Origin of the sequence: Microbacterium sp. NPDC019599 (genome assembly GCF_040632175.1) — a bacterium.
Taxonomy (GTDB): domain Bacteria; phylum Actinomycetota; class Actinomycetes; order Actinomycetales; family Microbacteriaceae; genus Microbacterium.
In genome coordinates, this window is sequence record NZ_JBEYBL010000007.1 from 164,384 (window position 1) to 191,361 (window position 26,978).

The 26,978-nt window shown below is 69.4% G+C and carries 21 protein-coding genes and 2 tRNA genes; 14 read left to right on the forward strand and 9 right to left on the reverse strand.

Annotated features, from left to right (window positions below):
• The 3 genes from ABZ477_RS13530 (at position 1) to ABZ477_RS13540 (ending at position 2,787) form a co-directional block, all read left to right on the forward strand.
• Positions 1-1,710 carry a hypothetical protein gene (locus ABZ477_RS13530; RefSeq protein WP_360133794.1) on the forward strand — a complete coding sequence of 570 codons (1,710 nt, stop codon included), beginning with the start codon at positions 1-3 and terminating at the stop codon, positions 1,708-1,710.
• Position 1,711: 1 nt separating this feature from the next.
• On the forward strand, positions 1,712-2,617 hold the full coding sequence (locus ABZ477_RS13535; RefSeq protein ID WP_360133797.1) for a hypothetical protein: 906 nt from the start codon (positions 1,712-1,714) through the stop codon (positions 2,615-2,617).
• Positions 2,618-2,699: 82 nt separating this feature from the next.
• Positions 2,700-2,787, forward strand: a tRNA-Ser gene (locus tag ABZ477_RS13540).
• Between the two features lie 66 nt (positions 2,788-2,853).
• On the opposite strand, the gene ABZ477_RS13545 is transcribed toward ABZ477_RS13540, so the two are convergent.
• A complete protein-coding gene (locus tag ABZ477_RS13545) occupies positions 2,854-3,444 on the reverse strand; it encodes a fasciclin domain-containing protein (protein WP_360133800.1) in 591 nt (196 codons plus the stop codon).
• Between the two features lie 246 nt (positions 3,445-3,690).
• Between ABZ477_RS13545 and ABZ477_RS13550 the strand changes: the two genes are divergently transcribed.
• From ABZ477_RS13550 to ABZ477_RS13565, 4 genes are all read left to right on the forward strand, one after another.
• The gene (locus ABZ477_RS13550) at positions 3,691-4,278 is read left to right on the forward strand and encodes a sigma-70 family RNA polymerase sigma factor (RefSeq protein ID WP_360133803.1); all 588 of its coding nucleotides are present in this window, start codon (positions 3,691-3,693) and stop codon (positions 4,276-4,278) included.
• Entirely contained in the window at positions 4,265-5,146 is an 882-nt protein-coding gene (locus tag ABZ477_RS13555) for an anti-sigma factor (protein ID WP_360133805.1), read from the forward strand. The genes ABZ477_RS13550 and ABZ477_RS13555 overlap by 14 nt, the downstream gene beginning before the upstream one ends.
• Positions 5,147-5,284: 138 nt before the next feature.
• Positions 5,285-6,556 carry an LCP family protein gene (locus ABZ477_RS13560; RefSeq protein WP_360133808.1) on the forward strand — a complete coding sequence of 424 codons (1,272 nt, stop codon included), beginning with the start codon at positions 5,285-5,287 and terminating at the stop codon, positions 6,554-6,556.
• Positions 6,557-6,560: 4 nt separating this feature from the next.
• Entirely contained in the window at positions 6,561-7,898 is a 1,338-nt protein-coding gene (locus ABZ477_RS13565; protein WP_360133811.1) for an LCP family protein, read from the forward strand.
• 76 nt (positions 7,899-7,974) lie between these two features.
• On the opposite strand, the gene ABZ477_RS13570 is transcribed toward ABZ477_RS13565, so the two are convergent.
• From ABZ477_RS13570 to ABZ477_RS13590, 5 genes are all read right to left on the reverse strand, one after another.
• Positions 7,975-8,688 (reverse strand): hypothetical protein, encoded by a 714-nt coding sequence (locus ABZ477_RS13570; RefSeq protein WP_360133814.1) that lies wholly within the window; start codon positions 8,686-8,688, stop codon positions 7,975-7,977.
• Between the two features lie 109 nt (positions 8,689-8,797).
• Positions 8,798-9,853 (reverse strand): FtsX-like permease family protein, encoded by a 1,056-nt coding sequence (locus ABZ477_RS13575; RefSeq protein WP_360133817.1) that lies wholly within the window; start codon positions 9,851-9,853, stop codon positions 8,798-8,800.
• Positions 9,853-10,608 carry a CDP-alcohol phosphatidyltransferase family protein gene (locus tag ABZ477_RS13580; protein ID WP_360133821.1) on the reverse strand — a complete coding sequence of 252 codons (756 nt, stop codon included), beginning with the start codon at positions 10,606-10,608 and terminating at the stop codon, positions 9,853-9,855. The genes ABZ477_RS13575 and ABZ477_RS13580 overlap by 1 nt, the downstream gene beginning before the upstream one ends.
• The gene (locus ABZ477_RS13585; RefSeq protein WP_360133824.1) at positions 10,605-11,171 is read right to left on the reverse strand and encodes a phosphatidylserine decarboxylase; all 567 of its coding nucleotides are present in this window, start codon (positions 11,169-11,171) and stop codon (positions 10,605-10,607) included. Before ABZ477_RS13585 ends, ABZ477_RS13580 begins: the two co-directional genes overlap by 4 nt.
• 35 nt (positions 11,172-11,206) lie before the next feature.
• Positions 11,207-11,872, reverse strand: coding sequence for an ABC transporter ATP-binding protein (locus ABZ477_RS13590; protein WP_360133953.1), 666 nt, complete (start codon positions 11,870-11,872; stop codon positions 11,207-11,209).
• A gap of 180 nt (positions 11,873-12,052) precedes the next feature.
• Between ABZ477_RS13590 and ABZ477_RS13595 the strand changes: the two genes are divergently transcribed.
• The 3 genes from ABZ477_RS13595 to ABZ477_RS13605 all read left to right on the forward strand — a co-directional run bounded on the left by ABZ477_RS13595 (position 12,053) and on the right by ABZ477_RS13605 (position 14,159).
• A complete protein-coding gene (locus ABZ477_RS13595) occupies positions 12,053-13,294 on the forward strand; it encodes a cytochrome P450 (RefSeq protein WP_360133827.1) in 1,242 nt (413 codons plus the stop codon).
• On the forward strand, positions 13,291-13,956 hold the full coding sequence (locus ABZ477_RS13600) for a GAP family protein (protein ID WP_360133830.1): 666 nt from the start codon (positions 13,291-13,293) through the stop codon (positions 13,954-13,956). The genes ABZ477_RS13595 and ABZ477_RS13600 overlap by 4 nt, the downstream gene beginning before the upstream one ends.
• 114 nt (positions 13,957-14,070) lie before the next feature.
• Positions 14,071-14,159 (forward strand) — tRNA-Ser (locus tag ABZ477_RS13605).
• Between the two features lie 383 nt (positions 14,160-14,542).
• Here ABZ477_RS13605 and ABZ477_RS13610 read toward each other — a convergent pair.
• On the reverse strand, positions 14,543-15,547 hold the full coding sequence (locus tag ABZ477_RS13610) for a glycoside hydrolase family 5 protein (protein ID WP_360133833.1): 1,005 nt from the start codon (positions 15,545-15,547) through the stop codon (positions 14,543-14,545).
• A 305-nt stretch (positions 15,548-15,852) separates the two neighbouring features.
• Positions 15,853-16,845, reverse strand: coding sequence for a LacI family DNA-binding transcriptional regulator (locus ABZ477_RS13615; RefSeq protein ID WP_360133836.1), 993 nt, complete (start codon positions 16,843-16,845; stop codon positions 15,853-15,855).
• 98 nt (positions 16,846-16,943) lie between these two features.
• On the opposite strand from ABZ477_RS13615, the gene ABZ477_RS13620 reads away from it, so the two are divergent.
• The 3 genes from ABZ477_RS13620 to ABZ477_RS13630 all read left to right on the forward strand — a co-directional run bounded on the left by ABZ477_RS13620 (position 16,944) and on the right by ABZ477_RS13630 (position 24,872).
• On the forward strand, positions 16,944-18,281 hold the full coding sequence (locus tag ABZ477_RS13620) for an MFS transporter (RefSeq protein WP_360133839.1): 1,338 nt from the start codon (positions 16,944-16,946) through the stop codon (positions 18,279-18,281).
• Positions 18,282-18,414: 133 nt separating this feature from the next.
• Positions 18,415-23,397 (forward strand): family 78 glycoside hydrolase catalytic domain, encoded by a 4,983-nt coding sequence (locus tag ABZ477_RS13625; protein WP_360133842.1) that lies wholly within the window; start codon positions 18,415-18,417, stop codon positions 23,395-23,397.
• A complete protein-coding gene (locus ABZ477_RS13630; protein WP_360133845.1) occupies positions 23,394-24,872 on the forward strand; it encodes an NAD(P)-dependent oxidoreductase in 1,479 nt (492 codons plus the stop codon). Before ABZ477_RS13625 ends, ABZ477_RS13630 begins: the two co-directional genes overlap by 4 nt.
• A gap of 157 nt (positions 24,873-25,029) precedes the next feature.
• Here the strand turns inward: ABZ477_RS13630 and ABZ477_RS13635 are convergent, their stop codons facing one another.
• A complete protein-coding gene (locus ABZ477_RS13635; RefSeq protein ID WP_360133848.1) occupies positions 25,030-26,085 on the reverse strand; it encodes a hypothetical protein in 1,056 nt (351 codons plus the stop codon).
• A 127-nt stretch (positions 26,086-26,212) separates the two neighbouring features.
• On the opposite strand from ABZ477_RS13635, the gene ABZ477_RS13640 reads away from it, so the two are divergent.
• Positions 26,213-26,902, forward strand: coding sequence for a LysR family transcriptional regulator substrate-binding protein (locus tag ABZ477_RS13640; RefSeq protein WP_360133851.1), 690 nt, complete (start codon positions 26,213-26,215; stop codon positions 26,900-26,902).
• The last annotated feature ends 76 nt before the right edge of the window (positions 26,903-26,978 follow it).

The following is a 26,978-nucleotide window of genomic DNA, read 5'->3' on the forward strand; positions in this document are numbered from 1 at the left end:
GTGGAGCGGGCCATCGTCCTCATCGGTGTGAAACAGACGGGTGGTGGCCTTCCCACCCTTCAGGCTGTCGACGCCGGCATCCGTGCCATGGAGGACTGGGCGAAGTGGCAGGAGATTCCCGACCGGCGCATCGCCAAGCTGTCGGACGAGTCCGGCGGCCCGATCAAGGCCGATGTCGTGCTCGACACGATCACCGCATTCTGCGACGGCAGCCTCGACCAGCTGCTCGTCTACTTCGCCGGCCACGGGACGGTGCGCGGCAGCGACGAGGTGTGGCTGCTCTCCGGCGCACCGGACAAGGCGCACGAGGCGATCGATCTCAACGAGAGCATCGACTTCGCGCGCTACTGCAATGTGGGCAACGTCGTCTTCATCTCCGACGCGTGCCGCACCCCGGCGACGCGACGGCGCGCGCAGCTCGTAACCGGCATCGCGGTCTTCCCCACGCCCGCGACGGATGAGGAGCATCCGGTCGACGTGTTCTACGCGACGTCGATCGGCCACGCCTCCTTCGAGCTCCTGACGCCGACCGAGGAAGAGCCCGACCCGCACTACAAGGCGCTCTACACGGAGGCGCTCGTCTCTGCGCTGCGCGGACAGCATCCGGAGGCGATGGACCCGGATGGCGACGACGGATTCGCCGTCGTCCGCACCAAGCCGCGCCTCAACGAGTTCCTTCGCAAGGACGTCGCCCGGCGTCTGGCGGCAGCGGGCGAAGGCGCCCGGATCCAGAAACCCGTCGCGCGCGCTCTCTCGGACGACGTGCTCTCGCGATTTCCGCTTGCCAAGGGGGTCGAGCCGGGGCTTTCGACGGCGCCCCCCGGGGGACCCGTCAGCGCCGAGGTCGATCCCGTCGAGCAGCTCCGTCAGGCGACGCGCTCGATCCTCGGGCTCGATGTCGGGGCCGCCGGCGGAGCGCTCGGCGGGCCGCCGGACCTCGTCGTGCTCGCGCGAGCGCGGGACGCGGCGACTGTTCCCGTGACGGACCGCGAGGCCGGCTTGATCGCCGCGGGGGCGACCGTGAGCTCCGCACGGGCGACTGGGGGAGAGGCCGTCCTGCTCGACGACGCCCGGGTCGTCGTGCGCGGCGCGGGCGACACCGGGTCGGTCGATGTCGCGATCAGGACGGCGGACGGATCAGCCTTCGTCCTGCCCGCACCCGTCGCGGCCACGACGGTGGCGGCCTTCTCCGCGGGAGAGCTGAGGGACCTGCTCGTCGTGCCCACCGACGGCCGGACGGTGCGCGCGGATGTCCACCGGCTGCGCAGCATCCTGTCCGCCCGCACGCGGCTCGGAGACCTGTGGCTGGAGGACGACGAGGCGACCGCGCTCGCGACGTTCGTCGCCGACGGGTCGGACGGCGATCTCGCCCTGGCGCTCTATGCCGCGTACGCCCTCGCCGACCGGCGTCGCGTCGAGGACGTCCGGCGGATCGACGAGGCGGTGCGTGGACGCTGGGCCTTCCGGCCGTTCGATCTCGCGATGCTCTCGGGGGACCTCGACGGGCGCGCCCCGGCCGATGTCGAGGGCGTGCACCCGTCCACTCCGCTCCTCGCACGGGGGTGGGCGGCCGCGCGGCTCCGCGGCATCCGTCTGCCCGTCGCGTTCGAGGGGATCGAGCCGAACCTCGTGGACTCGATCTGGACCCAGGTGGAGCCCGCCGCGGCCGACGCGCTGATCGGCGCCGTCATCGGCGAGAGGGAGGAATGACATGCCGCGAGAGCTCGTGTTCGTCCACGGTCGCGCGCAGGAGGGCCTGCCGCCCCTGGAGGAGAAGCACAAATGGATCGGCTACCTGGAGGAGGGACTCGCCAAGTCAGGCCTCGAGCTGCCGATCGGCGAGACGTCGATCCACTTCCCCTACTACGGCAACACCCTCGTCCAGCTCGTCGCGGGTCGCGATCCCAAGGACGTCGCGAAGGTGCTCGTGCGGGGGATCGAAGGCGACGAGGGCGCACAGGTGTTCCTCGAGGCCTTCGTCGCCGAGCTTCAGCAGAAGGTCCAGCTGACCCCCGCCGAGATCGAGGCGGCGACCCACGCGTCGGATGAGGCGGTGCTCGTCGAGCGCGGGCTGCAGAACGCCGGCTTCGTCCTGGCGATCCTCCGTGCGCTCGACGCCCACGCGCCCTGGGCGAGCAGCGCCGCGATCTCGCTCGCGACGAACGACGTCTACCAGTATCTGCACAACGACAACATCAGCGGGCCGATCGATGAAGGCGTGGTCGCGGCGGTGACGCCAGGGGCTGAGACGGTCGTCGTCGCCCACTCGCTCGGGACGATCATCGCCTACCGGCTGCTGCGCGATCGCGGTGAGTCGTCGGGCTGGAAGATCCCGCACTTCATCACCGTCGGCTCGCCCCTCGGCATCGGAACCATCAAGTCCGCCCTCGGCCGCATCAAGTGGCCGGCCGTCGTCGGCAGCTGGTCGAACGCGTACGACACGCACGACGTCGTGGCGCTGCGCTCGCTCGAGCCGGAGTGGTTCGACGTGCAGCCGCCGATCAAGAACCTCGCCGTCGAGAACGACACCGAGAACAAGCACGGCATCAGCGGCTACCTCCGCGATCCCGACGTCGCGAAGTGGATCCACGCGGCGCTCGTCGAGGGCGACGCCTGACGCCCGCCTGGCGGCCCCGGATGCCGCGGCAACCCCGTCGGCTAGACTCGACGCCGGTCGGTGGATGCTGCGGCATCCGTCGGGAGGGTTGTCCGAGCGGCCGATGGACCTGGTCTTGAAAACCAGTGGGCAGCAATGTCCCGTGGGTTCGAATCCCACACCCTCCGCCATATCGCCGGCCCCGAGCCGGCGGACAGAACCTCCGCGACCTGACCGGTCGCGGAGGTTCTCCGGTCTCACGCGGCAGGAACGAGCACTCGGTCGATCGTGTGGATGACGCCGTTGGACGCCTGGATGTTGATCTTCCAGAGGACGAGGCGCGGGTCCCTGAGAGCGGGGGTCTCGTCGCGGAGGCTGATGCCGCGGGGCTTGACGATCCCGCCGTTGGCCATCGTGAGCGAGCCTGCCGTCAGGACGCGGATGGGTCCGAGCTTCTTACCGGCGACGACGTGGTACAGCAGGATGTTCTTGATCTGATCGCCCGTGAAGGCCGTCGTGATCGTGGTCAGGGCCTCGGCCTCGGAGGCGGGCGTCACACCGGTGAGGTCGTGCACGAGGCGCAGGAAGGCGCGGTCGTTCGGGGCGAACACCGTGTACTTCGTGCTCGTGTCGGCGAGAGTGGGGGCGAGTCCCGTCGCGAGCACGGCCTGCACGAGGATGTCGTAGTCCCACGGGTTGCTGTCGGGAGTGCCGCCCCCGGATGCTGCGACGGCGACGTCGACGATGGTCCCCGAGGGTGTGCCGCCGGTGGCGTGGGCCGGCGTCGCGACCAGCGCCAGCGCCACCGCCGCGAGGGCTGCGATCGACGAGCGGGTGATCCTGTTCATGGTTCATCTCCTTCGATGGGGAGGCGCCCGATTCCGTGCGCTGAAGAGTTCTTCCGCCCGGACGCGCGAAACGGATGCACTTCGATCGAGATCCGTCCGGGACGCGCGCCGGTGCATCCGAAATCCACCCCCGCGGGGAATGCATTGAGGGACGTTCGGCGAGTCCGCGGGACCGACCGGGCGACAGACGGGCATCGGGGATAGCGTGGTCGCGATCGCGCGACGATCACGAGGAGCGAGGACGCAGTGGAGCCGGACACACCGCCGGACGCGCCGCGAGAAGAGGCGGCGGATGCCGAGGCCCTCCTCGCCGAGCGCTTCCGCGCGGGCGACGAGGCGGCGCTGGCCGAGGTGTACCGCCGCTGGTCTCCCGTCGTCTTCACGCTCGCGCTGCGCTCGTTGGGCGACCGCAGCGACGCCGAGGACGTGACGCAGCGCACCTTCGTCTCGGCGTGGACATCGCGTGCGAGCTACGACGCGTCGAAAGCGCGGCTGTCGACGTGGCTCGTCGCGATCGCCCGGCGACGAATCGCGGACATGCACGAGTCCAGGGCGAAGATCCGCGCCATCCAGGCCGAGATGGAGCGCTTCACGAGCCCGGACGATCTCACGCGGGAACCGCTCGACCTGTCCGAGACGCTCCTCGTCGCGAACGAGATGCAGCAGCTGGAGCCGGATGCCCGAGCCGTCATGCGCCTGGCGTTCTACGACGATCTGACCCACGAGGAGATCTCGCGGAGGCTCGGGATGCCGCTGGGCACCGTGAAGAGCCACATCCGACGAAGTCTCATCCGAATGCGCAACCGATTGGAGGTGACCCGTGTCACACCTTGACCCGGAACAGCTCGCCCTGATCGCGTTGGGCGAGCCCGTCGCCTCGCCGGCCGAGCGCGAGCACCTGGCCTCCTGCCCCGTCTGCGCAGCCGAGGTCGCAGAGATGACGCACGCGGCGGTCGTCGCCCGCTCCACGATGGACGAGCCTCGCCTCGAGGTCCCGCCGGCCCGCGTGTGGGACGCCATCGCCGGTGAGCTGGCGCTCAGCGATGAGGTCGCGGACCCGTTCGCCGCCGAAGCACGGACGGAGGGGACGGATGCTGCTCCCGCGCCGGGAGCGTTCGCGACGTCGCCCGACGCGGCGCCGACCGGCCCGGCGCCGACGGGCCTGACCTCTGCCGACCCGGCGCCGACCGGCACGCCGGAAACCGACGCGCAGGCGGGGGAGACAGCATCCGTCGACTCAGCGCCCGGCTCGCCGAGGCGTCGCTGGTCGCAGCGGGCGTGGTGGGTGCTCGCGGCATCCTTCGCACTCGTCCTCGTGGTCGGGGGAGGCGTGTGGGTCGCCGTGCGCGGCAGCCTCGCGCCCACCTCGATCGCCTCGGCGTCGCTCGAGGCGTTCCCCGACCATGCGCAGGCCGTGGGGACGGCGGAGGTCGACGAGGCCCGCGACGGCGCCCGGACGCTCACCGTGACCCTCGAGGGCGACGCCGCGTCGGACGACTATCGCGAGGTCTGGCTCATCCGCAACGACGGCGAGGCGCTCATCAGCCTGGGCGTCCTGGAGGGCGAGTCCGGGTCGTTCGCGATCCCGGCGGGTGTGGACCTCGCGCAGTACGACCTCGTCGACATCTCGTTCGAGCCGATCGACGGGGATCCGGCTCATTCGGGCGACTCCATCGTCCGTGGCCGACTCACGTTCGTTTAGCCGGTGCGAGCGCTTCCGCCGCGCACTCAGGGACGGTCCAGCCGCCCATGAGAATATGGTCTCTGCCCTGGCCGAACTCTGCCCTTCGCCTTGCCCGAGGGATCCGGTCGGGCAGTCCCGACCGCCGAGAGGATCCGAGTGAGCCAGACGACCAAGCCTGCAAAGCGCGGCCGTCGCACGATCGCACGCCACGGAGAGCTGCGGTCGCCGCATCCCTTCGCGCAGATCGTGAAGATCCTCGGCGTGATGCTCGCGGTCGTGCTCGTATCCGGTGTCGGCATCGCGGCGTATGCGGCGGTCGATCTCACCCAGAGCTTCACGAGCGATGCCGTCCAGCTCGAGGGTCAGGAGTCGGTTCCGCCCGACATCGGCGCGATCGAGGGCGGCGTCAACCTGTTCCTGGCCGGAACGGACGCGTGTGAAGAGGCGTACGCCGGATACTTCGGCGACCGCTGCACCGGCAGCGACGCCGAGGCCGAGCTCAACGACGTCAACATGCTCGTGCACATCTCGGACAACCCGCGGCGAGTGACCGTCATCTCGTTCCCTCGAGACCTCATGGTGCCGATCCCGTCGTGCACGCGCGAAGACGGATCCGAGACCTCCGCCATGAGCAAGCAGATGCTCAACTCGGCATACATGTACGGCGGCCTCTCGTGCGTCGTCAAGACGGTCTCGCAGATGACCGGGCTCGACATCCAGTACGCGGCCAAGATCACGTGGGGCGGCGTCATCGAGATCACGAACGCCGTCGGCGGCGTGGACGTGTGTCTCGCGAGCGGCATCAAGGACCCGTACACCGGCATCGACTGGCCGGCCGGCACGCGCACGATCGCCGGCATCGAGGCGCTCCAGTTCCTGCGCACGCGCCACGGCGTCGGAAACGGCGGCGACCTCGGCCGCATCTCGAACCAGCAGCAGTACATGTCCCGCCTGGCTCGCAAACTCGTGAGCGAAGAGGTGCTGACCAATCCCGGGACCCTCTACAAGCTTGCGACGACGGCCGTCGACAACATCACCCCGTCGCAGACGCTCACCAATCCGCTGACGCTCGTGCAGATCGCGCTCGCGGTGAAGAACGTGCCGTTCGACGAGATCGTGTTCATCCAGTACCCCGTCGTCGACGATCCCGCAGACTCGAACCGGGTCGTGCCGAACGAGACGGCGGCGCAGGCGCTGTGGGATGCACTGTCCACGAACCAGCCGCTTCAGCTGACGGGTGAGGTCAGCCAGGGCGACGGCGTCGTCGTCGTCGAGCCCGAGACTCCCATTGAGACGCCGACGGAGACGCCTGCGCCGGACGCCACTTCAACGCCCGCGCCGAGCGAGACGGCCGTCGCGCTGCCGTCCGCCATCGCCGGTCAGACCGCCGCCCAGGAGACCTGCTCCAACGGCAACGCGAAGGGCTGACGGGTTGGCGACCCGCGGCGCCCGGTCCTCGCAGACCGGGCGCGAGACCATCGCCCGTCACGGGCGCCTGCGCTCGCCTCACCCCATCCTCGGCCTCCTGGCGATGCTCGGCATCACCGCGCTCGTCCTGGTGGTGAGCGTGACAGGGGTCGCTGCATTCTCGGTCTGGAATGCGGCATCCGCCATCGCCGACAACGCGGTCGTCCTGGACGGCGATGACAGCATCCCGCCGTCTCTCGGCGCGATCGAGGGCGGCGTCAACCTCCTCCTCGTCGGCACCGACTCGTGCGAGGGGCAGGATGTCGCGCTCTTCCCGCGGTGCGCGAACGACGACTCGCCGGGCGAGCGCAACGACGTGACGATGCTCGTGCACATCAGCGACAGCCCGCGGCGCGTGACGGTCGTCTCGATCCCGCGCGACATGCTCGTCGACATCCCCGCGTGCGCCCAGGAGGACGGCGGGGAGTCGTCCCCGATGTGGGGCGAGATGATCAACGCGTCGTACTTCTACGGCGGCCTCGGCTGCACGGCGCGGACCGTCGAGCAGCTCACGGGCGAGAGCATCCAGTTCGCAGCCGCGATCCGCTGGACCGGCGTCATCCACATGTCCGATGCGATCGGCGGCGTCGACGTGTGCGTCGCGGGCGACATCAGCGACGAGCACACGGGCCTGAGCCTCACCGCGGGACAGCACACGCTGCAGGGAGTCCAGGCCCTGCAGTTCCTGCGCATCCGTCACGGCATCGGCGACGGTTCCGACCTCGGCCGCATCTCGAACCAGCAGCAGTTCATGTCGTCGATGGTGCGCAAGCTCCAGTCCGACGCCGTGCTCGCCAACCCATCCGTCCTCCTCAACCTCGCGACCACGGCGATGTCGCAGGTGACGCAGGGGCAGCTCGTGCTGAGCTCGGGCCTGACCAACCCTCGGCTCATGGTGCAGATCGCGATGGCCGTGAAGGACGTCGCGTACGAGGACATCGTCTTCGTCCAGTACCCCACGTACTACCGGGCCCGCGTCGGCACCGAGGGCAGCGACGTCCTGCCGGTGACCTCGGCGGCGGACGTGCTCTTCGAGGCGCTGCGCAACAACCAGCCCCTCACGCTCACCGGTGAGGCGAGCCAGGGGTACGGCGTCGAGGTGACGGGCGAGGCCGCGCAGCCGACTCCCTCCGCTTCGGCGACACCGGACGCCGAGCCTGGGTCGGACGCCGAGCCGGATGCTTCTGCGAACCCCGACCCCGCGGTCACCGAGCCCGCAGCGCCCGAGGAGCGCGTCGAACTGCCGTCGGACATCGCGGGTCAGACCGCCGCGCAGGTCACCTGCACGCAGCCGCAGTCCTGAGCGGCTCGCGGTCGCGACGGAGCGGCTTACGGTCGCGACGCCTCGGCTCAGGAGATCCGGGATGCCGCGGCATCCGTCAGGCGCCGAAGCCCTCGCGGTCGACGCGGCGGTGGTAGCGCATGCCGGCCACGCCGCCCAGCAGCGCGCCCCCGAGTGTCACGACGGCGGCGCCGACAGCGGTCAGGATGCCGGTCGTCGTCGCGGTCTCGGACGTCACGGGGATGCGCGGGAAGCTGTCGAGGGCCGCGAGGATGTCCCACTGGCTGCCCGCGATCGCCGTGATGACGGCGACGAGGATCGCGATGACGACCGCCCACAGCCAGACCGCCAGGCCCTGCTTGAGTCCGCTGAAGCGCGCCATGCGCCCCGCGACGTAGCCGCCGGCGAAGTACGAGATGAACAGGACGAGCCCGAGCGCGACCGCGCCGATGATCGTGGCCACGCCCATGTTCTGGGCCGCGGCGTTCGCGGCATCCTCTGCGGTCTGCGGCGCCGAGAGCCCGATCGCACCGCCGATGGCGGCGATGAGGGCGGTGAGCAGGACGGCGAGGCCCGTGGCGGTGAGCCATCCGAAGAATGCGGAGCCGAACTTGATGCCGCCGAAGCGCTCCTCTTCGCGCGCGAGCACCTCGTCCCGGATCTTCGTGCTGGCCGTCGTCGCCGCCACAGGGCGGGTCACGTCGGCGTCGACCGGGCGAGCGGTGTTGTACGGGGTCTCGGCGTCGTACGGGCGCGCCGCCTCGCTGCGGAAGGCGGGGTCGAAGGGGCGTGCGGACCTGTCTGCATCCATGCCCGAACGGTACGAGTCGAGGCCGATCATCAGCACAGGGGTTGTCGAGCCGAGGTCGCAGTCGTAACATGCCGGGCTCGACTGCCGGACGCCTGGTGCGCGCGGCGCCTCAGTCCAGTGCCGCGAAGGCGCGGGCGGGGTCGGCGCGAAGCACTCGGCGGATGCCGAGCGACCCCGCGAGCATTCCCACGACGACCGCCAGCCCGAGCAGCACCACCGCCTGGGTCGGGCTCACCGCGACGTCGATCGGGAACAGGGGCACCAGCACGATCCCGAGCACGAGCCCGACGCCGGCGCCGAGCACCGCCGTGACGACTCCCTCCGCCAGCACGATCACGACCAGGCGGCCGCTCGATACGCCCAGAGCCTTGAAGACCGTCACATCCCGCTGCCGATCGAGGCTCGACAGATAGGCCAGCAGGCCCACGATCGCAGCGGCCACGATCCACAGCACGAGTTCGAGCACGCCGAGGGCGCCCGTGACGACTGCGAGGGGTCGTCGCAGGTCGTCCCCGATCTGGTCGGGATCCTGCGCGATGAGACCGTCCGGCAGGTCGTCCGGGGATCCGGCGACGACGACCGCGCTCGCGAGTGCCTCGCCCCCGTAGGCGGTGCGCTGGGCATCTTCGAGCGTGAGCAGGATGCCGGGAGTCCCCCCGTACATCGTGAAGCCCTGCATGATCCCGACCACTGTGAACACGTCGCCCGCGAGTGTGATCCGATCGCCCATCCGCGCACCCGTGCGCTCGTCGACAGCGGTCTCGCCCGTCGCGGCCGGTGCCCGCCCCTCCTGCAGGACGGGCTCGACGACACCGCCGGGCTCGTAGGCGATGACGCTCACATCGGTGAACCCGTCGCCGATGCCCTCGACCGCATGGCGGAAGATCGCCACCGGGGTCGCGTCGTCCACGTCGTCGTGTGCGCGGAGGTCGTCGGCGACGGACGCAGCGATCGGCGAGTTCGAGGTGAAGGGACCCGCGGTGTCGCCCGGAACGACCCACACGTCCCCGCCGAAGAAGGCGATCGTGCGCTCGGTCTCCGCGAGGAAGCTCTCACGCAGCGCACCCAGCAGCAGGGTCACGGCGAGGACGAGCGCCGTCGCGATCACGCCCGCGACGAGGCGCCGCCAGCGCCACTGCATGTCGCGCGCGAGGAGCAGGAGCATCAGGGTTCGGCCTGCTCGACCGGGATATCGGCCGGCTCGGGGCGTCCCCGACGGCGCGTCACGACGGCGAACGCCAGTGGAGCGACGACGACGCACCCGAGGATCGTCAGGCTGGCGGGGATCCGCACATCGATGAGTCCGACGATTCCGGCGACGGCGATCGCGAGCCCTGCGGCCTCGGCCATCAGTCCGACGCCGCGACTGCGCGGGTAGCGGATGCCGCTCACCATGAGCCACGCGACGAGGGTGACCCCCACCGCGGTGAACCAGGCAGGCAGCGCCAGCAGCCCGAGGCTCAGGGCCGTGACCGCCGCCAGGGGCGACGGCATCCCGAGGAAGGACGGCTCGCGGTTGCGACCCGCGTCGAAGTCGGCGAGGCGCACGAGCATCGCGGTGACGTAGGCGAGCACCGAGACGCCGAGGGCGGCCGCCTCCCAGCCGGACGAGTGGCGCGCCGCGAGTCCGCCGACGGCAAGCGCGGTCGCCACGCCGAAGGTGGCGACGTCGGCGAGCGAGTCGAGGTGCTGTCCGAGCGGTGTTCCGCCGCGCGCGCGGGCGACGGCGCCGTCGCACACGTCGAGCACGACGCCGGTCAGCACGAGCAGCGCGACGATGCGAAGCGTGGCAGTCTCGCCTGCGGCATCCGGCGCCCAGGGCGTGAGGATGACGACGCCGATCGCTGCGGCGCCGCACAGGGCGTTGCCGATCGTGACGGCGTCCGCCAGGCCGGGCCGCGGCATCCCGAACAGCTTCATGATCGTGGAACCGCGGCGATCGCGGTGCTCCCGGCGCGCACTCTGACGCCGACGGTGACGAGGGGGACGACTCCCGCCGGGAGGGTGACGTCGACGCGTGACCCGAAGCGGATCAACCCGATGCGGGCGCCCCGCTCCACCCGGGCCCCGGCTCTCTTGTAGGGGACGATCCGGCGCGCGACGGCGCCGGAGTACTGGACGAGATCGAGTGCCCCATGCTCGGTCTCGAGGCGCCACGCGAGGCGCTCGTTTCGATGCGCCTCGCTTCCGAACGCTGCGCGATGCGCGCCGCGCCGGTAATCCTGCGCGAGGATGTCGGCATCGACAGGAGAGCGCGTGACGTGGACGTCGCGCAGGCTCAGGTACGTCGAGACGAGCCAGCGCCCGTCGTCCTGCTGCGCGACGTCGCGGATGAGGCCGTCGGCCGCCGCGAGGAAGCCGGCTCCCTCGGGCTCGCGCTCGGGGTCGCGGAAGAAGGAGAGCGCCGCGGCCGCGGCGATCGCCGCGACGAGCCGAAGCCAGACTGCGGGCATGACGAGCGGGATGATCCACAGTGCGAGCACCCAAGCGGGGGTGCCTCGGGCCGGCAGGACCGACATCAGGCGGCCCGGGCGGACGAGGGGTCCACGAGGCGGTCGGCGACCTCGAGGAACCGGTCGTCGTGCGTCGCGACGACGACGACCCGACCGGGGCGCACGAACTCCCGCAGCAGCTTCACGGCAGTACGGGCGTTCGGCGCGTCCAGGTGTGCGGTGGGCTCGTCCGCCAGCAGCAGCGCAGGCTCGCGGACGAGGGCGCGGGCGAACGCGACTCGCTGCTGCTGGCCGCCGGAGAGGCGCCCCGGACGGAACGACGCGCGATCGTCGAGCCCGACCTGACCGAGTGCCGCCAGCGCACGCGATCGAGCCGTTCGGGCAGGCGTCCCGGTGAGCACGAGCGGCGCCGAGACGTTCTCGACTGCGGACAGGCTCGCGATGAGGTTGAACGACTGGAACACCATGCCCGCCGTGCGACGGCGATGCTCGAGCAGATCACGGCCGGACAGCCCGGTGATGATCGTCGAACCGAAAGAGACCGAGCCCTTCGTGGGCGAGAGGAGTCCGGCGAGCACGCAGAGCAGAGTCGTCTTCCCGCCGCCGCTCGGCGCCTTCACGACGACGAGCTCGCCATCGCGGGCGGAGAACGTCAGGCCGTCGAGCGGTCGCACGGGCTGACCGGCATCGTGATATTCCACGGTCAGGTCGTCCACGACGAGTTCGGCCATCGGCTTCACGCCCCCCAGTAGGCGATTCCCCCAGCAGGCCCGGGCACCTACTCTGGTGCCAGTCAAGCTAGCACCGCGCTATGGCGCCGACAATGGGCGAGGGGGCGGCGGATGACAGGCGGATCCTCAACGCTGTCGAAGGCCTTCCGAGCCGCTCACCGGACGGTTCTCGGATGGGCGATGCGCCTCACGCGCGGTCCGGGCGCGGACTCGCTTCTCGACCGGCTCCCGCCTGCCTCGCGCGTACCGCTCCTCCGCGACGACCTCGACCCCGTCGCCGAGCTGGGCGAGCTGCGCGAGCGATCGCCGATCAGCCCGCTCGCTCTGCCTCTCGGTCTGCGCGGCTGGCTCGTGACGGGGTATCGCGAGGCGCGTGCCGTGCTCGCCGACGCGGACTCCTTCAGCAGCGACTTCCGCAATCTCGTCGGTCGTGGCGGCCTGCGCGCCGACCAGGATCCCGGCGGGCTCGGAATGCTCGATCCCCCGGATCACACCCGCTTGCGGCACCTCGTCGGACCCGAGTTCACCGTGCGTCGGCTCGCCCGGCTGACGGCGTTCGTCGAGCAGATCACCGGGGAGCGCCTCGACGCGATGGATGCCGCTGCACAGGGGGCGACAGCATCCATCGATCTCGTCTCCACCTTCGCCGTGCCGATTCCCGCCCTCACGATCAGCGCCCTGCTCGGAATCGCGCCCGAGGACCGCGACGAGTTCATGGCCCACTGCGGTGTGCGCTTCGACATCACGGGCGGGGTCGGCGAGTCGCTCGGCGCCGTCACGGCATCGCTCGACTACCTGCGCGGGATCGTGGCGGCCCAGCGCCGGTCGCCGGGCGACGGCCTGCTGGGGCGCATCATCGCTGAGCACGGTGACGAGGTGACGGATGCCGAGCTCGCCGGACTCGCCGACGGTGTGCTCACCGGAGGGTTCGAGTCCACGGCGAGCACACTCGCGCTGAGCGCCATCGTCCTGTCGCGCGACGAGGCCGCTCGCCGTGTCATCCGAGAAGGGGATGCTGTCGCCGTCGACGATCTCGTCGACGAGCTTCTGCGCCACCTCTCCGTCGTCCAGGTCGCGTTCCCACGGTTCGCCCGCACGCAAGTGGAACTGGGGGGAGTCACGATCGAGAAGGGAGACGTCGTGGTGTGCTCCCTGAGCGGCGCGAACCGCGACCCCCTGCTCGGATCCGGGCTGGACAGGCTGCGGCTCACGAAGGCCGAAGCGACCCACCTCGCGTTCGGCCACGGCGTCCACCGCTGCGTCGGCGCCGAGCTCGCCCGGCTCGAGTTGCGGGTCGCCCTGCCGGCGCTGTTCCGTCGATTCCCGGACCTCGAGGTGGCGACGGCGGAGCCCGCGTTCCGCGAGCTGTCGATCGTGTTCGGCGTCGACGAGCTCCCCGTGACGCTGAGGCCGACCGCGTGAGTCCGGCCGCACTCGGTCCGGCGATCGGCGCGGCCTTCGGCATCGCGATCAGCCCCGTGTCGATCGCGACGGTCATCCTGCTCCTCCTGTCGCCGCGGGCTGGGCGGGCGAGCCTGGGGTTCGTGGTCGGGTGGGCCTCCGGCATCGCGGCGGCCGCCACGGTCGGCGCGCTTCTGTCCGGGGTGGAGGCGGCGGGTCGGCGGCACGTCGTGTTGGGTGTCTTCGAGGTCGTCGTCGGGTTCCTGCTACTGGTCTCTGCGTGCGTCGCCTGGCTGCGCGGACGGCGGGCGGCGGGCCGGCGACCGGCGTTGCTCCGGCTCATCGATCGGTCGACGTTTCCCGCCGCGTTCGTCGTGGGGATCGTCATGGCGATCAACCCGCCGAACCTCCTGCTTGCGCTCGCGGGAGGCGGTGCGATCGGCAGCGGCGGCCTCACCATGGCCGTGATCGTCCTGGCGATAGCCGTGTTCACGGTGGTCGCGGCATCCACGGTCCTCATCCCGGTGCTCGCCTACTTCGTCGCGGCCGAGAGGATGCGGCAGCCGCTCGATGCGCTTCGCGGTTGGCTGGCGCGGCACGATTCGGTGATCGTCACGACGGTGCTGCTCGTGTTCGGGATGCTGTTGACCGCTCATGGAGTCGCCACGCTGTGGGCGGGGTGATGGGTGGCCGACGGGCCCTGCGTCCGGGAACCTCCGGGCGGACGCGCGTCAGGAGTGGGTTCGCATCCAGGTTATGATTGCTGGGTGTGTCCGTCGCTTCGGTGTCGGACGCCTGGAGACGTCGCATAGTCAGGCCTAGTGCACCACCCTGCTAAGGTGGAGTCCCCTTACGGGGACCGAGGGTTCAAATCCCTCCGTCTCCGCTGAAAAACCCCCGGTAAAGCGGGGGTTTTCACTTTCTGGACGCGCTGCTCGAGGCGGCCGGATTCATGCAGTTTCGCCGCCAGGTGTCCCCCAGGTGTCCCCCGCCTGATTTCCGGCCTCTGCTTCAGCGTTCGCGAGACGTGTGACGTGGGCCCGGCGCTGCCCTTCGCCGAGGATGTGGCTATAGATCGTCAAGACAGTCCGGGGGTCGTCGCCCAGGTACTCCGCGACTTCGTGCACGGGCGTCCCGAGGCGCAGCCAGGTTGAGGCGGCATAGTGGCGCAGAGCGTGCCGGTGGAATCCGAGCGGGAACTTGCGGACCACGCCGGCCTTGAGCTGGTGACCGTACTTGTTTGTGAAGACGTAGTCATCTCGATCCTTGTCAGCCGCGTGCTGAGTGAAGATCGCGACTGCTCGCGGCGATAGCGGTGGCGACCGCGGCTCCGCGGGCCTTCAGTCCGTCTGTGTCGTTGATGAACCGGTTGCCCCAGCTCGTCAGCGATGAGGCGCTGAAGCCGTTGACCATGTCGAGGTATTCCACGCCACTCCCGTTTCCGGACCACGACCAGCCGAGCATGCCGACGCCTGTGGAGCGTGTGTAGCTGAGGATCGTGTCCTCGTCGGGGTCGCCGTCGGAGTGGTGGTCGCCGAACTCTCCGACCATAAGGGCGAGGCCGCGGCTGCGGAACGAGTCGATGTAGGAGCGCACTTCGGCCCCTGTGTCGAAGACTCCGTACATGTGGACGCTGAACACGACATTACTGTCGGCCGCGGCGACGGCCGACGCATTGTCGCGCATGGTGAACGACCAGTCCTGGCCCCAGTTGGGAGCGTCCACCACGAGCGTGTGGGTGAGGCCCGCGTTCCGAAGCGTCTGGATAGCCGCGATGGTGTCGTTCTTCCAGTTCTGGTAGCCGGTATTGCCGAACGGCTCGTTGCCGATGTTGATCATGACGTACTTCTCCTGGCCTATGAGGGCCGAGGAAATGCTGGTCCAGTACGCCGCCGCCGAAGCGAGCGAACGGGCGCTGCCGTCTTCGCCGTAGCCCGTCGTGTCGTGATTCTCGAGGATGCAGACCAGGCTGTTCTGCTTGCAAAGCGCGATGATGTTCGCAACCTCGGACGCCGTGTTGGTGGTGTAGCGTCCTCCACTCAACACGACGCGCACGGTATTCGCCCCGGCCGCTCGGATTGCGGGGATGGATGACGTCTGAGATGGGTACCACGCATGCGCGTGGTTGATGCCTTGGGGTACGAACTCGTTTCCGTTCGCATCGAGGATGCGCCCTCCGCTGACAGTGAACCCTGAAGTCGCAGCATTGGCCGCTGTGGGGATGGACAGCGCGGCCATGAAAGCCACGATCAGAATTGCGAGCAGTCGTCTCATCGGTTCCTCTCGTGCGGGCACGACGTCATCGCCGTCGCCCGTCGCCGCGGGACAACGTCGTCGCCCTGGCTGAGCCGAGGCGGGAATCGCTTGGTGGATTCCCCCGCACGATCACTCAAGCTAAAGCGCTTAAGTGTAGAATTCACCGTAATGGCTCCCCTACCGGAACGGAAGGGGGCGCCCGGACCTCGGGCGCTCGATTGCTAAAGCCCGCTCCACCTTCAGGCAGCTAGCGGAAGTGAGTCGGCGTGGACGCTGCCCTTGTCGAGCGGTTGGACCGTGCGCGACGCACCTGTGATGAGTCGTCAAGAGGTCTCGCGAACCACCAGATGTGCATCGGTCTCCGGTCCGATCGTTGGGGGAGCTGAGGCCCTCGCGGCGCTGAGCGCGAGGTCGGCGAGGTAACGCCCCAATCCAGCGCTGTCTATTCGCACGCTGGAGAGGGAGGGCACGAGGAGCTGGGCCAGTGGCGTGTCATCGTGGCCGACGATCGCGAGGTCCTCGGGCACGCGGACGCCCGCGCGCAATGCCGCGCCGAGAACGAGAGCTGCGATGTCGTCGTTATATGCGACGACGCCGTCGACCCCGGCGGCGAGCCATTCCGACACCTTGGCCGTCGCGTTCGACACGCTCACAGCGTCCTCGGCCCGAAGAGCGGCATGGGGCCGGTTCCGGAGCGTCTCCACGGTCAGTCGGCGACGCTGGGCAACGAGGTCCGCAATACGCGGATCTGGCGAACTCGCAAACGCGAGCCGTGCGCGCCCGCGTTCGAGGAGGTGCTCGACCTGCAGACGCGGGCCCTCGGTGAAGCCAAGTTCGTCCGCTGAGCTGGCCGCGCCGGCCGGGGTGGGTGGAATGACGTGCTGCACGCCGCTCGCGCGGATCTCCTCGAGCCGCCGCGCATCGAACGGGGTCATGCCGAGAACCACGTCGGGCCGTAGCGTCTCCCACAGCGGTCGCGCCTGTCCACCGGGATGAGGCGTCATCGTCACTAGCGAATAGCCGGCCTCGTCCAGGGCCAGTGACAGCTCGTCGAGGTGACTGCGCATGCTGTACTCGAGAGGCCAGTCGGGGAGCACCAGCAGGATGATTCGGCTCCGACCGCTCGCCAGCGCTTGGGCTGCTGAATTGGCGCGGTAGCCGAGCCGCTTGGCCTCGGCCAGAACTCGTTCGCGCGTGGCTTCGGGGATCGTCTGTCCCGGCGTGTCATTGAGTACGAATCCGACCGTCGCACGGGAGAGACCGAGTGAGCGTGCGACGTCGGCTGCCGTGACCCGCTTCACTGTCGTTCCCGCCATCCGATCCCCCCCCTTCGCACTTGCGCGCGCTAGTAACCATACCGTAGCATCCTGTTCGATTGCTAGCACGCGCTAGCTCGTAGACGATGGAGTCCCACATGACACCCAGCAACGACGAACCGCTCGTCACTCCGCTGCCCGCTTCCATCCCAGCGCCGCCTGTGGACGCTGTGTTGGTCGACGAACTCGCCGCGCCTCCCTCTGACCTGCCCAAGGTGACCTCTCGCTACATCTGGTTCATGGTGTTGGCGCAGTTCGGCGTCTTCATGGCCTTCATCACTCCTTTGGCGATCTCGCTCACCATCCGTGTCAACGCTCTCGCGGCGGGCCACCCGGAGTACCTCGGATACATCACCGGCGCAGGAGCCCTGTTCGTGATGCTCTCCTCGCCCTTCATGGGCATCTGGAGCGACCGCACACGCACTCGCATGGGCCGCCGCCGACCGTTCATGATCGGCGGGATGCTCGTCGGTGTCGTCTCGCTGATCGTGATGGCTCTCGCCCCGAACGTGCTCATCCTCGGTTTCGGGTGGATCCTCGCGCAGTGGGGCTGGGGCACCACGCTCAGCAACCTGCAGATCTCGACCGCCGACCGCCTGCCGGAGTCGCAGCGCGGGAAGGTTGCCGGCCTGACCAGTTTCGCGACCCAGATCGCGCCCGTCTTCGGAGTGATCATGGCGCAGTTCTTCACCGGCGACCCGCTTCTGCTGTTCCTCCTTCCCGGCGCCGTCGGGGTTCTGTTCGTCCTGCTCTTCGTGACTCTGGTTCACGAGGACGACAGCCGAAGCCTTCCGAAGGATCCGATCACGGTGGGTCAACTCCTCGCGAAGTACGTATACAACCCGCGGAAGCAGCCGGACTTCTCGTGGAACTGGCTCGGCAGGTTCCTCTTCTACACCGGCATCACCCTCAACACGACCTATACCGCCTTCTTCTTCGCCGACCGGCTGGGCATCAGCGTGGAATCCGTCGCAGGGATCATCGCTTCAGTCAGCCTTGGGGGCATTCTCGCTGTCACGCTGGGCGCGATCGGCGGCGGGTTCATGTCCGACCGGCTCCACCGGCGTCGCGTCTTCGTGCTCCTCGGCGGTCTGATCATGGCGGTCGGGATGCTGCTTCAGGCGTTCGCCCCGGACCTCACCCTCCTGATCACGGGCTCGCTCGTGACGTCCCTCGGGCTCGGGCTGTTCGCCGCCGTCGACCAGGCTCTTCTGCTCGACGTACTCCCGGAGCGCGAGACCGACGCCGGTCGCTACATGGGCATCACCGGGTTCGCGACGTCCATCCCGCAGTCGCTCGCGCCGCTGGCCGCTTCGGGAATCCTCCTCATCGGGGTGACCGGTGATGAGCGGAACTACACGCTGCTCTTCATCGTCGCCGCCGTCTCGGTGGTGCTCGCCGGACTCGCCGTGCTCCGCATCCGCGCCGTCCGCTGACCATCCCGCCCCCGTCACCCGCCGTCTCCCACACACTCGAAGGACCTCAATGAGCATCACTGTGACCGCGATTCGGTTCGAACATCACCACACCGCTCTCGGCATCGGCGAATCTTCGCCTCGAATGAGCTGGGTGACGGAAGCGGCGCACCGCGAGTGGCGTCAGACCGGGTTCGAGATCGAGGAGCGGAGTGGGGATCGCATCTCGGTCGACAGTGCCGAGTCGGTGCTGGTGAGCTGGCCGTTCGCGCCGCTGCGCTCTCGGGAACGGCGTGAGCTGCGTGTACGCGTGCAGGGCGCGGACGGTGTGTTCAGCGACTGGAGCGAATGGGCGGTCGTGGAAGCAGGGCTGCTCGAGGCCGCGGACTGGCAGGGGCGCATGGTGGGCACGGCGGAGACGGAGGGAGGCTTGCCGCGTGTGCGGGGACGCTTCGCTCTCCGCGACATCGCGATCTCCCGCGCTCGCGTATACGCCACCGGGCACGGTCTCTTCCAGCTCGAGGTGAACGGTGCCCGCGTCGGCGACGACGAGCTCGCTCCAGGATGGACGGCATACCAGTCCCGCCTGCGATACAACACCTATGACGTGACTCGCATGCTCGTGTCCGGGGACAACGCGGTGGGTGCGTGGCTGGGTGATGGATGGTGGCGCGGCTATCTCGGCTGGGACGGTGAGAGTCGGGCGTTGTACGGGAACGACCTGGGCGTGCTGGTGCAGCTGGAGATCGACTATGCCGACGGGACGCGGCAGATCGTGACGTCAGGGGAGGAGTGGAAGACAGCTCCGGGGCCGATTCGGGCGGCCGACCTGTACATGGGTGAGGACTTCGACGCTCGAGAGCACGACGCCGCGTGGTCCACGGCGACGTTCGACGACAGCGGATGGACGCCCGTCGGCGTCATCGATCAGGACACTTCGGTGCTGGTAGCGCCTGACGGTCCCCCGGTGCGGCACATCGAGACGCTCACCGCCCAGAACGTGTCGACCTCGCCCTCCGGAACCACGATCCTCGACTTCGGCCAGAACATGGTGGGCCGTTTGCGGATCACCGTCGCCGGCGAGGCGGGTACCGTCGTGACGCTCCGTCACGCGGAGGTGCTGCAGGGCGGAGAGCTCGCCACCGAGCCGCTGCGCTCTGCGCGCGCGACCGACACCTACACGCTCGCTGGGACCGGCGAGGAGACCTGGGCGCCGCGGTTCACGACGCACGGCTTCCGGTACGCGGAGGTCACCGGCTGGCCGGGAGAGTTCGATCCCTCGAAGGTGGTCGCGGAGGTGCTGCACTCCGACATGCAGCGCACCGGGTACTTCTCGTCATCCGACCCGCTCGTCGACCGCCTGCACGAGAACGTCGTGTGGGGCATGCGAGGCAATTTCGTCGACATCCCGACCGATTGCCCGCAGCGCGACGAGCGGCTGGGGTGGACGGGGGACATCCAGGTGTTCGCTCCCACCGCGGAGTACCTGTACGACAGCGCCGGATTCCTGGTCTCCTGGCTGAAGGACCTCCAGGCGGAGCAGACCCGCCTGGGCGGCATGCCGCTCGTCGTGCCGTCGGTGACCGTCGGCTACAGCGGCGCGATGGCCGGATGGGCGGATGCCGCGACCGTGCTGCCGTGGACCATCTACCAGGCCTACGGCGACACGGCCGTGCTGGAGCGCCAGTACGACAGCATGACCGGCTGGCTCAACGAGATCATCGCCGCCGCGGGCGAGAACCGGATCTGGAGCGCCGGCTTCCAGTTCGGCGACTGGCTCGACCCGACGGCCCCGGCCGGTCGGCCCGAACAGGCCCAGACCTACCCCGAGATCGTCGCGACCGCATATTTCGCCCGCTCGGCGAGGATCGTCGCCGACACTGCGGCGCTCCTCGGCAAGGAAGAGGATGCCGCCCGGTACCGGATGCTCGCCGACGAGGTGCGCACGGCGTTCCACCGCGAATACGTCTCCCGTTCCGGCCGCCTGCTCTCCGACTCCGCCACCGCGTACGCGCTGGCGCTGCAGTTCGACCTGATCGAGGACCCCGTCGAGCGGCAGCTCGCCGCCGACCGTCTCGCCTCGGTCGTGCGCGACAACGGGTACCGCATCGCCACCGGGTTCCTCGGAACGCCCGTGATCTGTGACGCGCTCAGCGCGAACGGCCACGCGGATGCCGCCTACCGGCTGCTCATGCAGACCGAGAGCCCGTCGTGGCTGTATGCCGTGAAGAACGGTGCCACGACGATCTGGGAGCGCTGGGACTCGCTGCTGCCCGACGGGACCGTGAACCCGAGCGGGATGACCTCCTTCAACCACTACGCGCTCGGCTCCGTCGCCGACTGGATGCATCGCGTCGTCGCCGGTCTCGCCCCCGCCGCGCCCGGCTACCGCCGCCTGCGGATCGCTCCGCAGCCGCCCCGCCGCGGCCTGACCGCCGCGTCAGCGCGGCTGCGCACGCCCTACGGACTGGCATCCGCGGGCTGGACGATCGCCGACGAAGTCCTCACCGTCACCGCTGACGTCCCGACCGGCGTCGTCGCCGAGGTCCTGCTGCCCTCGGGTCGGCGCGCGGAGGTCGCTTCCGGCCGCCACGAGTGGAGCGAGCCCTTCGAGACCGATCCGGAGCAGCTGCCCGAGGTGACGATCGACACTCCTCTGGGCGAGATCATCGACAGCCCGGCCGCGATGGCCGTGCTGATCGGCGTGGTCACGAAGTACGTCCCCGAAGCGGGCGAGCACATGGGCACGAGCCTGCGAGGGCAGGAAGGCATCACGCCGCGCCAGATCGCCGGGATGCTGCCGCACACCGATTCGGTCGTGGCGGACATGACGCGCGGGTTCGCGGCCGTCTCGGCCGGCGAGGAAGTGCCGGCCGACGTCCTCGCCGCGCCCGAGCCCACCGCGGAGGATGACGCCGCACTCGTGGCCGCCGCGCGCCTGCTGACCGGTGCGAGCTTCTGGAGCACGACCGAAGGCGACAGCATCCGCTCCCTCGTGCTCGTCGACGGACCGCACGGCGTCCGCCTGCAGACCGCGGGCGAAGACCACCTCGGAATCAACGACAGCCAGCTGGCGACCTGCTTCCCGACCGCGGCCGCGCTCGGCTCGAGCTGGGACCCCGAGCTCGTCCGCGAGGTCGGCGAGGCCCTCGGACACGAGGCCCGCTTCCTTGGTGTGGACGTGCTGCTCGGACCGGGCATCAACATCAAACGGTCGCCTCTCGGAGGCCGCACGTTCGAGTACTTCTCCGAAGACCCCCGCCTGACCGGGGAGCTCGGCACCGCATGGGTGCAGGGCCTGCAGAGCACCGGGGTCGGTGCGTCGCTCAAGCACTTCGCGGTGAACAACCAGGAGCACGAGCGCATGCAGGTCAGCGCCGAGGTGGACGAGCGCACGCTGCGGGAGATCTACCTCCCCGCGTTCGAACGTGTCGTCACGACCGCGCAGCCTGCCACGGTCATGAGCGCGTACAACGCGATCAACGGGGTCTTCTGCTCCGAAAACCGATGGCTGCTCACCGATCTGCTCCGCGGAGAGTGGGGCTTCGAAGGCCTGGTGGTGTCGGACTGGGGCGCAATCAAAGACCGGGTCGAAGCGCTGCGCGCGGGACTGGACCTCGAGATGCCCGGCACAGGTGAAGCCGGAACCAGCGCGATCGTCTCCGCCGTCCGCGACGGGCGGCTCAGCGAGACGTTCGTCACCGACAGCGTCGCCCGCCTCGCGCGACTTGCGGAGAGGACCGCGCCGGTCGGGCCCTCCGCACCGGTCGACGCCGATGCTCAGCACGCGCTCGCGCGCCGAGCCGGGGCGGCATCCGTCGTCCTCCTCCGCAACGAGGCACAGACCCTGCCACTGCGGTCGGAGAGCCGTGTGGCCGTGATCGGCGACCTCGCCGTGAACCCGCAGTTCCAGGGCGGCGGCAGCTCGCACGTCAACGCCACCCGCGTCGACCAGCCCCTCAGCGAGCTGCGGGCTCTGCTCGGTGAGGAGAAAGTCAGCTTCGCCGCCGGCTATCCGCAGCACGCATCGGGCGATCCCGCGCCGCTGCTGGAGGAGGCGGTCGCCGTCGCCGCAGACTCCGACGTCGCCGTCGTGTTCGCGGGACTCTACGAGGCCAGCCAGTCCGAAGGCTTCGATCGCGAGCACCTCGACCTGCCGCCGGCGCAGGTCGCGCTCATCCGGGCCGTCGCGAAGGCTGCCCCGCGCACCGTGGTCGTGCTGCAGAACGGCGGCGTGGTCTCGCTCGAGCCCTGGCACGACGAGGTCGACGCGATCGTCGAGGGCTGGTCGCTCGGCCAGGCCGTCGGCGGCGCGCTCGCCGATGTGCTCACCGGTGCGACCAACCCGTCGGGTCGGCTCGCCGAGACCATTCCGCTGCGGCTGACCGACACGCCCGCGTACCTCACCTTCCCCGGCGAGAACCGGGTCTCCCGGTACGGAGAGGGCGTGTTCGTCGGCTACCGTCACTACACCTCGACGAACCGAGAGGTGCGCTACCCCTTCGGCCACGGCCTGAGCTACACGACGTTCTCCTACGAGAATCTGAGTGTCGAGGCAACCGGTGCCGACACCGCGGTCGTACGTCTGACCGTCCGCAACACGGGCTCGGCCGCCGGTTCGGACGTGATGCAGGTCTACGTCGCACCGGATGCGGCGCCCGTGCGCCGGCCGGTGCGCGAGCTGGGCGCATTCACGAAGGTGCACCTGGAGGCGGGCGAATCGACCACGGTGGAGTTGCCGCTGGAGCGCCGAGCGTTCGCGTACTGGGATGTTTCGGGTCACCGCTGGTGGGTGCAGCCGGGATCCTATGAGGTCCAGATAGGCCGTTCCGCCGACGACATCGTCGCTATGGGCGCGCTGCAGCTGGATGGCGACGTCGATCGGCCGCAGCCCCTCGGACTGGACTCCACCGTGGGCGAGTGGTTCGGGCACCCGATCGTCGGACCGGCCATGATGCAGGCGATGATGGCGAACGCGACCCCGGAGCAGCTGGAAGCCGCCGAGGAGAACGCCCAGATGCTCAAGATGGTCGAATCGATGCCGATGAGCCAGTTCGCACGCTTCCCGGGGGTGGAGATTCCCGACGAAGCCCTCGAGCAGCTGATTTCGCTCAGCCACTCGGCCGCTGACGCATGAGCACCGCGGGCACATCGACACCGTCGACCGGCCAGCGCACCGTGCTGCTGACCGGCGCGGCCGGCAATTGGGGAAGGGCGACGCTTCGCGAGTTCCTTAACCGGCCCGAGTTCTGGGTGCGCGCGTTCGCTCTGCCGGGCGCGGCCGACCGCGCGGTGTTCGACGAGTTCGCGGATGCGGAGAACATCGAGCCGTTCTACGGCGACCTGACGAATCCGGCGGACGTCGCGCGAGCGGTGCATGGCGTTGACGTCGTGCTGCACGTCGGCGCGGTCGTCTCGCCGATCGCGGACGAGAATCCGGCGCTGGCACGCCGGGTGAACATCGGGAGCATGCAGAACATCATCGCTGCGGTCATGGCGCTGCCTGACCCCGGTGCTGTGGCGGTGGTAGGGATTGGGTCGGTGGCCGAGACCGGCGACCGGCAGGAGCCGCGCCACTGGGGACGGGTCGGTGATCCGTTGCGCGTCTCGCAGTTCGACGAATACGGCCAGACCAAGATCGTCGCCGAGAAGCTGCTCGTCGAATCGGGTCTGCCCCGCTGGGCGTGGCTGCGCCAGACAGGGATCTTCCACCCCGGGATGCTGGAGATCCGGGATCCGATCATGACCCACTCCCCGTTTACCGGAGTCATGGAGTGGGTCTCGGTCGAGGACTCGGCGCGGTTGCTCGCCGGTGTCAGCGCCGTGGACGTGCCCGAGGAGTTCTGGGGCGGGATCTACAACATCGGCGGTGGTGATGACTGGCGATTGACGAACTGGGAACTTCAGCTCGCGATCAGCGCAGGGATGGGCGTGGCCGATGTGCGCCGCTGGTACGACCGGAACTGGTTCGCCACCGGCAACTTCCACGGCCACTGGTATTCCGACAGCGACGCGCTGGAGCGCCTCGTCCCGTTCCGTCGAGATTCGTTCGCCGCGACGCTGGCCCGGGCGATCGCCTCGCTGCCGCCGGCCGTGCGCAACGCGGGCCGCGTGCCGCCGTGGATCGTGAAGAACTTCGTGATGCGGCCCCTGACCCGAAGGCCGCGCGGCACGATGCACGCCATTCGGGCAGGCCGCACTGACGAGATCGCCGCCCATTTCGGCTCGCGCGCGGAGTGGGAGTCGATCGGGGACTGGTCGACGTTCGTGGCCCCGACGCCCTCGCGCGAGGTGACCCTGCTCGATCACGGCTACGACGAGTCGCTGCCCAGAGAGGCGTGGGATGCCGACGTGATGAGGGGCGCCGCGCGGTTCCGCGGCGGCTGGCTGGTCTCGCCCGACGTGCGCACCGGCGATGTGGCCACTCCGCTGGTGTGGCGGTGCGCGCTCGGGCATGTCTTCGCCGGCAGCCCCCGCCTGGTGCTCACAGGCGGGCACTGGTGTCCCTCGTGCGTGCGCGACAGCGCCGACTACGCGCGTCAGGCCGAGCACAACGCCTTCCTCCGTCAACTCGAGGCGTACTCACCTCGGCGGGAACGGGTCAGCGCGTGACCGACGACACGACCCACCTCCGGCTCACCGCCGACGCCGCCACCGCGACGAAGGCCGTCAGCCCCACGCTGTTCGGGCTGTTCTACGAAGACCTGAACCGGTCGCTCGACGGCGGGCTGAACGCGAACATGGTGGCCAATCACAGCTTCGAGGGCATCTACCTGAATCGCCGTCTGCACAACGAACTGATCCGATGGCCCTCAAGCGCCACCCGCGTCGCGTGCTCGACCAGACCCGCCACTGGTACCTCCGCGCGGGCGAGCTCGAGGCGCGCACCGAAAGCGCCCTGCGCGACGGCGGCACATATGCGCGACTGACCACGACGCGCTCGCACGCGCAGGTCGAGAACTACGGATACCAGCCGGACGGACCGGGGCCGGTCCCGGCGATAACGGCGCGATCGGAAACCGCGGCGATCTTCTCCGCGTGGGTGAGAGCGGAGGCGTTCGACGGGATGCTGCAGGTCGGCCTCGTCGCTGACGGCGAGGTGATCGAGGCCGTCGAGGTCGCGCTGCCGAGCGACGAGGGGTGGCATCGGGTCGAGGCACTGATCGGGCCGACCCGGGACGCGCGTGCGCTGCTTCGGCTCGACCTGTCGGGCGCCGGATACGTCGACATCGACGAAGTCTCGCTCGTTCACGCCGATCACTGGGGCGCCGGCGATCCGAAGTGGTCGCAGGGCCGGTTCCGCCGGGACCTGGTCGAGGCACTCCGGGACCTGAACCCCACCTTCATGCGCTTCCCGGGCGGCTGCGTGGTCGAAGGCATCGGCGACGGAAACGCGTACGACTGGAAGAAGACCGTCGGGCCGCTGCACACGCGCGTGCCGGACTTCAACCTCTGGGCGCTGCGCACTCCCGACGGCGACTACAGCCAGTCGCATCAGATCGGGTTCTACGAGTACTTCCTGCTGTGCGAGGACCTCGGCATCGCCGCGATGCCGGTCGTCTCCGCGGGGATCAGCTGCCAGTTCCGCAGCAAGCAGAGTCTCGATACCACCGGTGCCGAGTTCGCTCAGCTCCGCCAGGACATCCAGGACTTGATCGATTGGGCCACCGGCGATCCCGCGACCAACGCGTGGGCTGCGCTGCGCGCGGAAGCCGGACACCCCGAGCCGTTCGAGCTGCGATACATCGGACTCGGCAACGAGAACCACGGCGACGACTATCTCGAGAAGTTCCGCATCCTCCACGAGGACGTGAGCGAGCGCCACCCCGGGATCCGCGTGGTCCTCTCGGCGGGCCCGTTCGCCCGCGGCGCAGCGTTCGACCAGGCTCACGGAGGCGGGCGAGAGATTCTTGCCGCATGCTCGCAAGGTCGCGGGCGACTATGCAGCGGCGGTGGACTCGGTCTCCGGAATCCGCGATCGCGAGGAGGGCACGGTGTCCTTCGGCATGTTCAACAGCGGCCCGTTCGTGCTCTCCGGCCTTATCCCCGCATTCCGGACCTTGCACCCGAACATCCATGTTCGCGTGATCGGGTCCAACTCAGCCCAGATTGCGGACGCTGTGCGAACCGGCAAGCTCGAGGCAGGCGTCGTCGCTCTGCCGATCGACGCGCGCGGTCTCACGATCGGCGACGCGCTCTGGTCCTGCGAAGCCGCGTATTTCCACGTCGATCCGGCCGCCACGGCGCGTCCCGTCACCGTTCAGGGCTTGCTCGAACGTCCGCTCGTGCTACCCGACTCGGGCTGGGCGCAGACGGATCCCACGCGCCGGCAGCTCAGCAGTCGCGCCCAACGAGCGGGAAGCAGCCTGGTCCCCGACATCGAGGTGGAAACAGGCGTCGCCGCGCTTCAGATAGCGGCCAGTGGAGTCGCTGGCGCTGTCGTCTCAGTGCCCGTGGCAGAGGCGCTTGGCTACACCAAGAGACTCCACTGGGTCAGCCTCGATCCGCCCCTCGTCGAGACCTTCGCGGTCATCACGCGCGACCCCGACAGCCTCTCACCCGGAACCCAAGCCATGATCGAACTGCTGAGTCAGCACATGCGCATGCTGCACGACCAGTACGACCCCAGGTCTATTCGTTAGCAGCGATCCCATCGTGGTCGGCGATCGAGTGGCGGCTTCATCCGGTTGATTCTCGCGCGCGCAGTAGAGGCCCAAA

Excerpts from the sequence above, each read along its gene's own strand:
- ABZ477_RS13535 (WP_360133797.1), top strand. The coding sequence starts at position 1,712 with ATGCCGCGAGAGCTCGTGTTCGTCCACGGTCGCGCGCAGGAGGGCCTG.
- ABZ477_RS13545 (WP_360133800.1), bottom strand. The coding sequence starts at position 3,444 with ATGAACAGGATCACCCGCTCGTCGATCGCAGCCCTCGCGGCGGTGGCG.
- ABZ477_RS13570 (WP_360133814.1), bottom strand. The coding sequence starts at position 8,688 with ATGGATGCAGACAGGTCCGCACGCCCCTTCGACCCCGCCTTCCGCAGC.
- ABZ477_RS13575 (WP_360133817.1), bottom strand. The coding sequence starts at position 9,853 with ATGCTCCTGCTCCTCGCGCGCGACATGCAGTGGCGCTGGCGGCGCCTC.
- ABZ477_RS13580 (WP_360133821.1), bottom strand. The coding sequence starts at position 10,608 with ATGAAGCTGTTCGGGATGCCGCGGCCCGGCCTGGCGGACGCCGTCACG.
- ABZ477_RS13590 (WP_360133953.1), bottom strand. The coding sequence starts at position 11,872 with ATGGCCGAACTCGTCGTGGACGACCTGACCGTGGAATATCACGATGCC.
- ABZ477_RS13595 (WP_360133827.1), top strand. The coding sequence starts at position 12,053 with ATGCGCCTCACGCGCGGTCCGGGCGCGGACTCGCTTCTCGACCGGCTC.
- ABZ477_RS13610 (WP_360133833.1), bottom strand. The coding sequence starts at position 15,547 with ATGAGACGACTGCTCGCAATTCTGATCGTGGCTTTCATGGCCGCGCTG.
- ABZ477_RS13615 (WP_360133836.1), bottom strand. The coding sequence starts at position 16,845 with ATGGCGGGAACGACAGTGAAGCGGGTCACGGCAGCCGACGTCGCACGC.
- ABZ477_RS13620 (WP_360133839.1), top strand. The coding sequence starts at position 16,944 with ATGACACCCAGCAACGACGAACCGCTCGTCACTCCGCTGCCCGCTTCC.
- ABZ477_RS13630 (WP_360133845.1), top strand. The coding sequence starts at position 23,394 with ATGAGCACCGCGGGCACATCGACACCGTCGACCGGCCAGCGCACCGTG.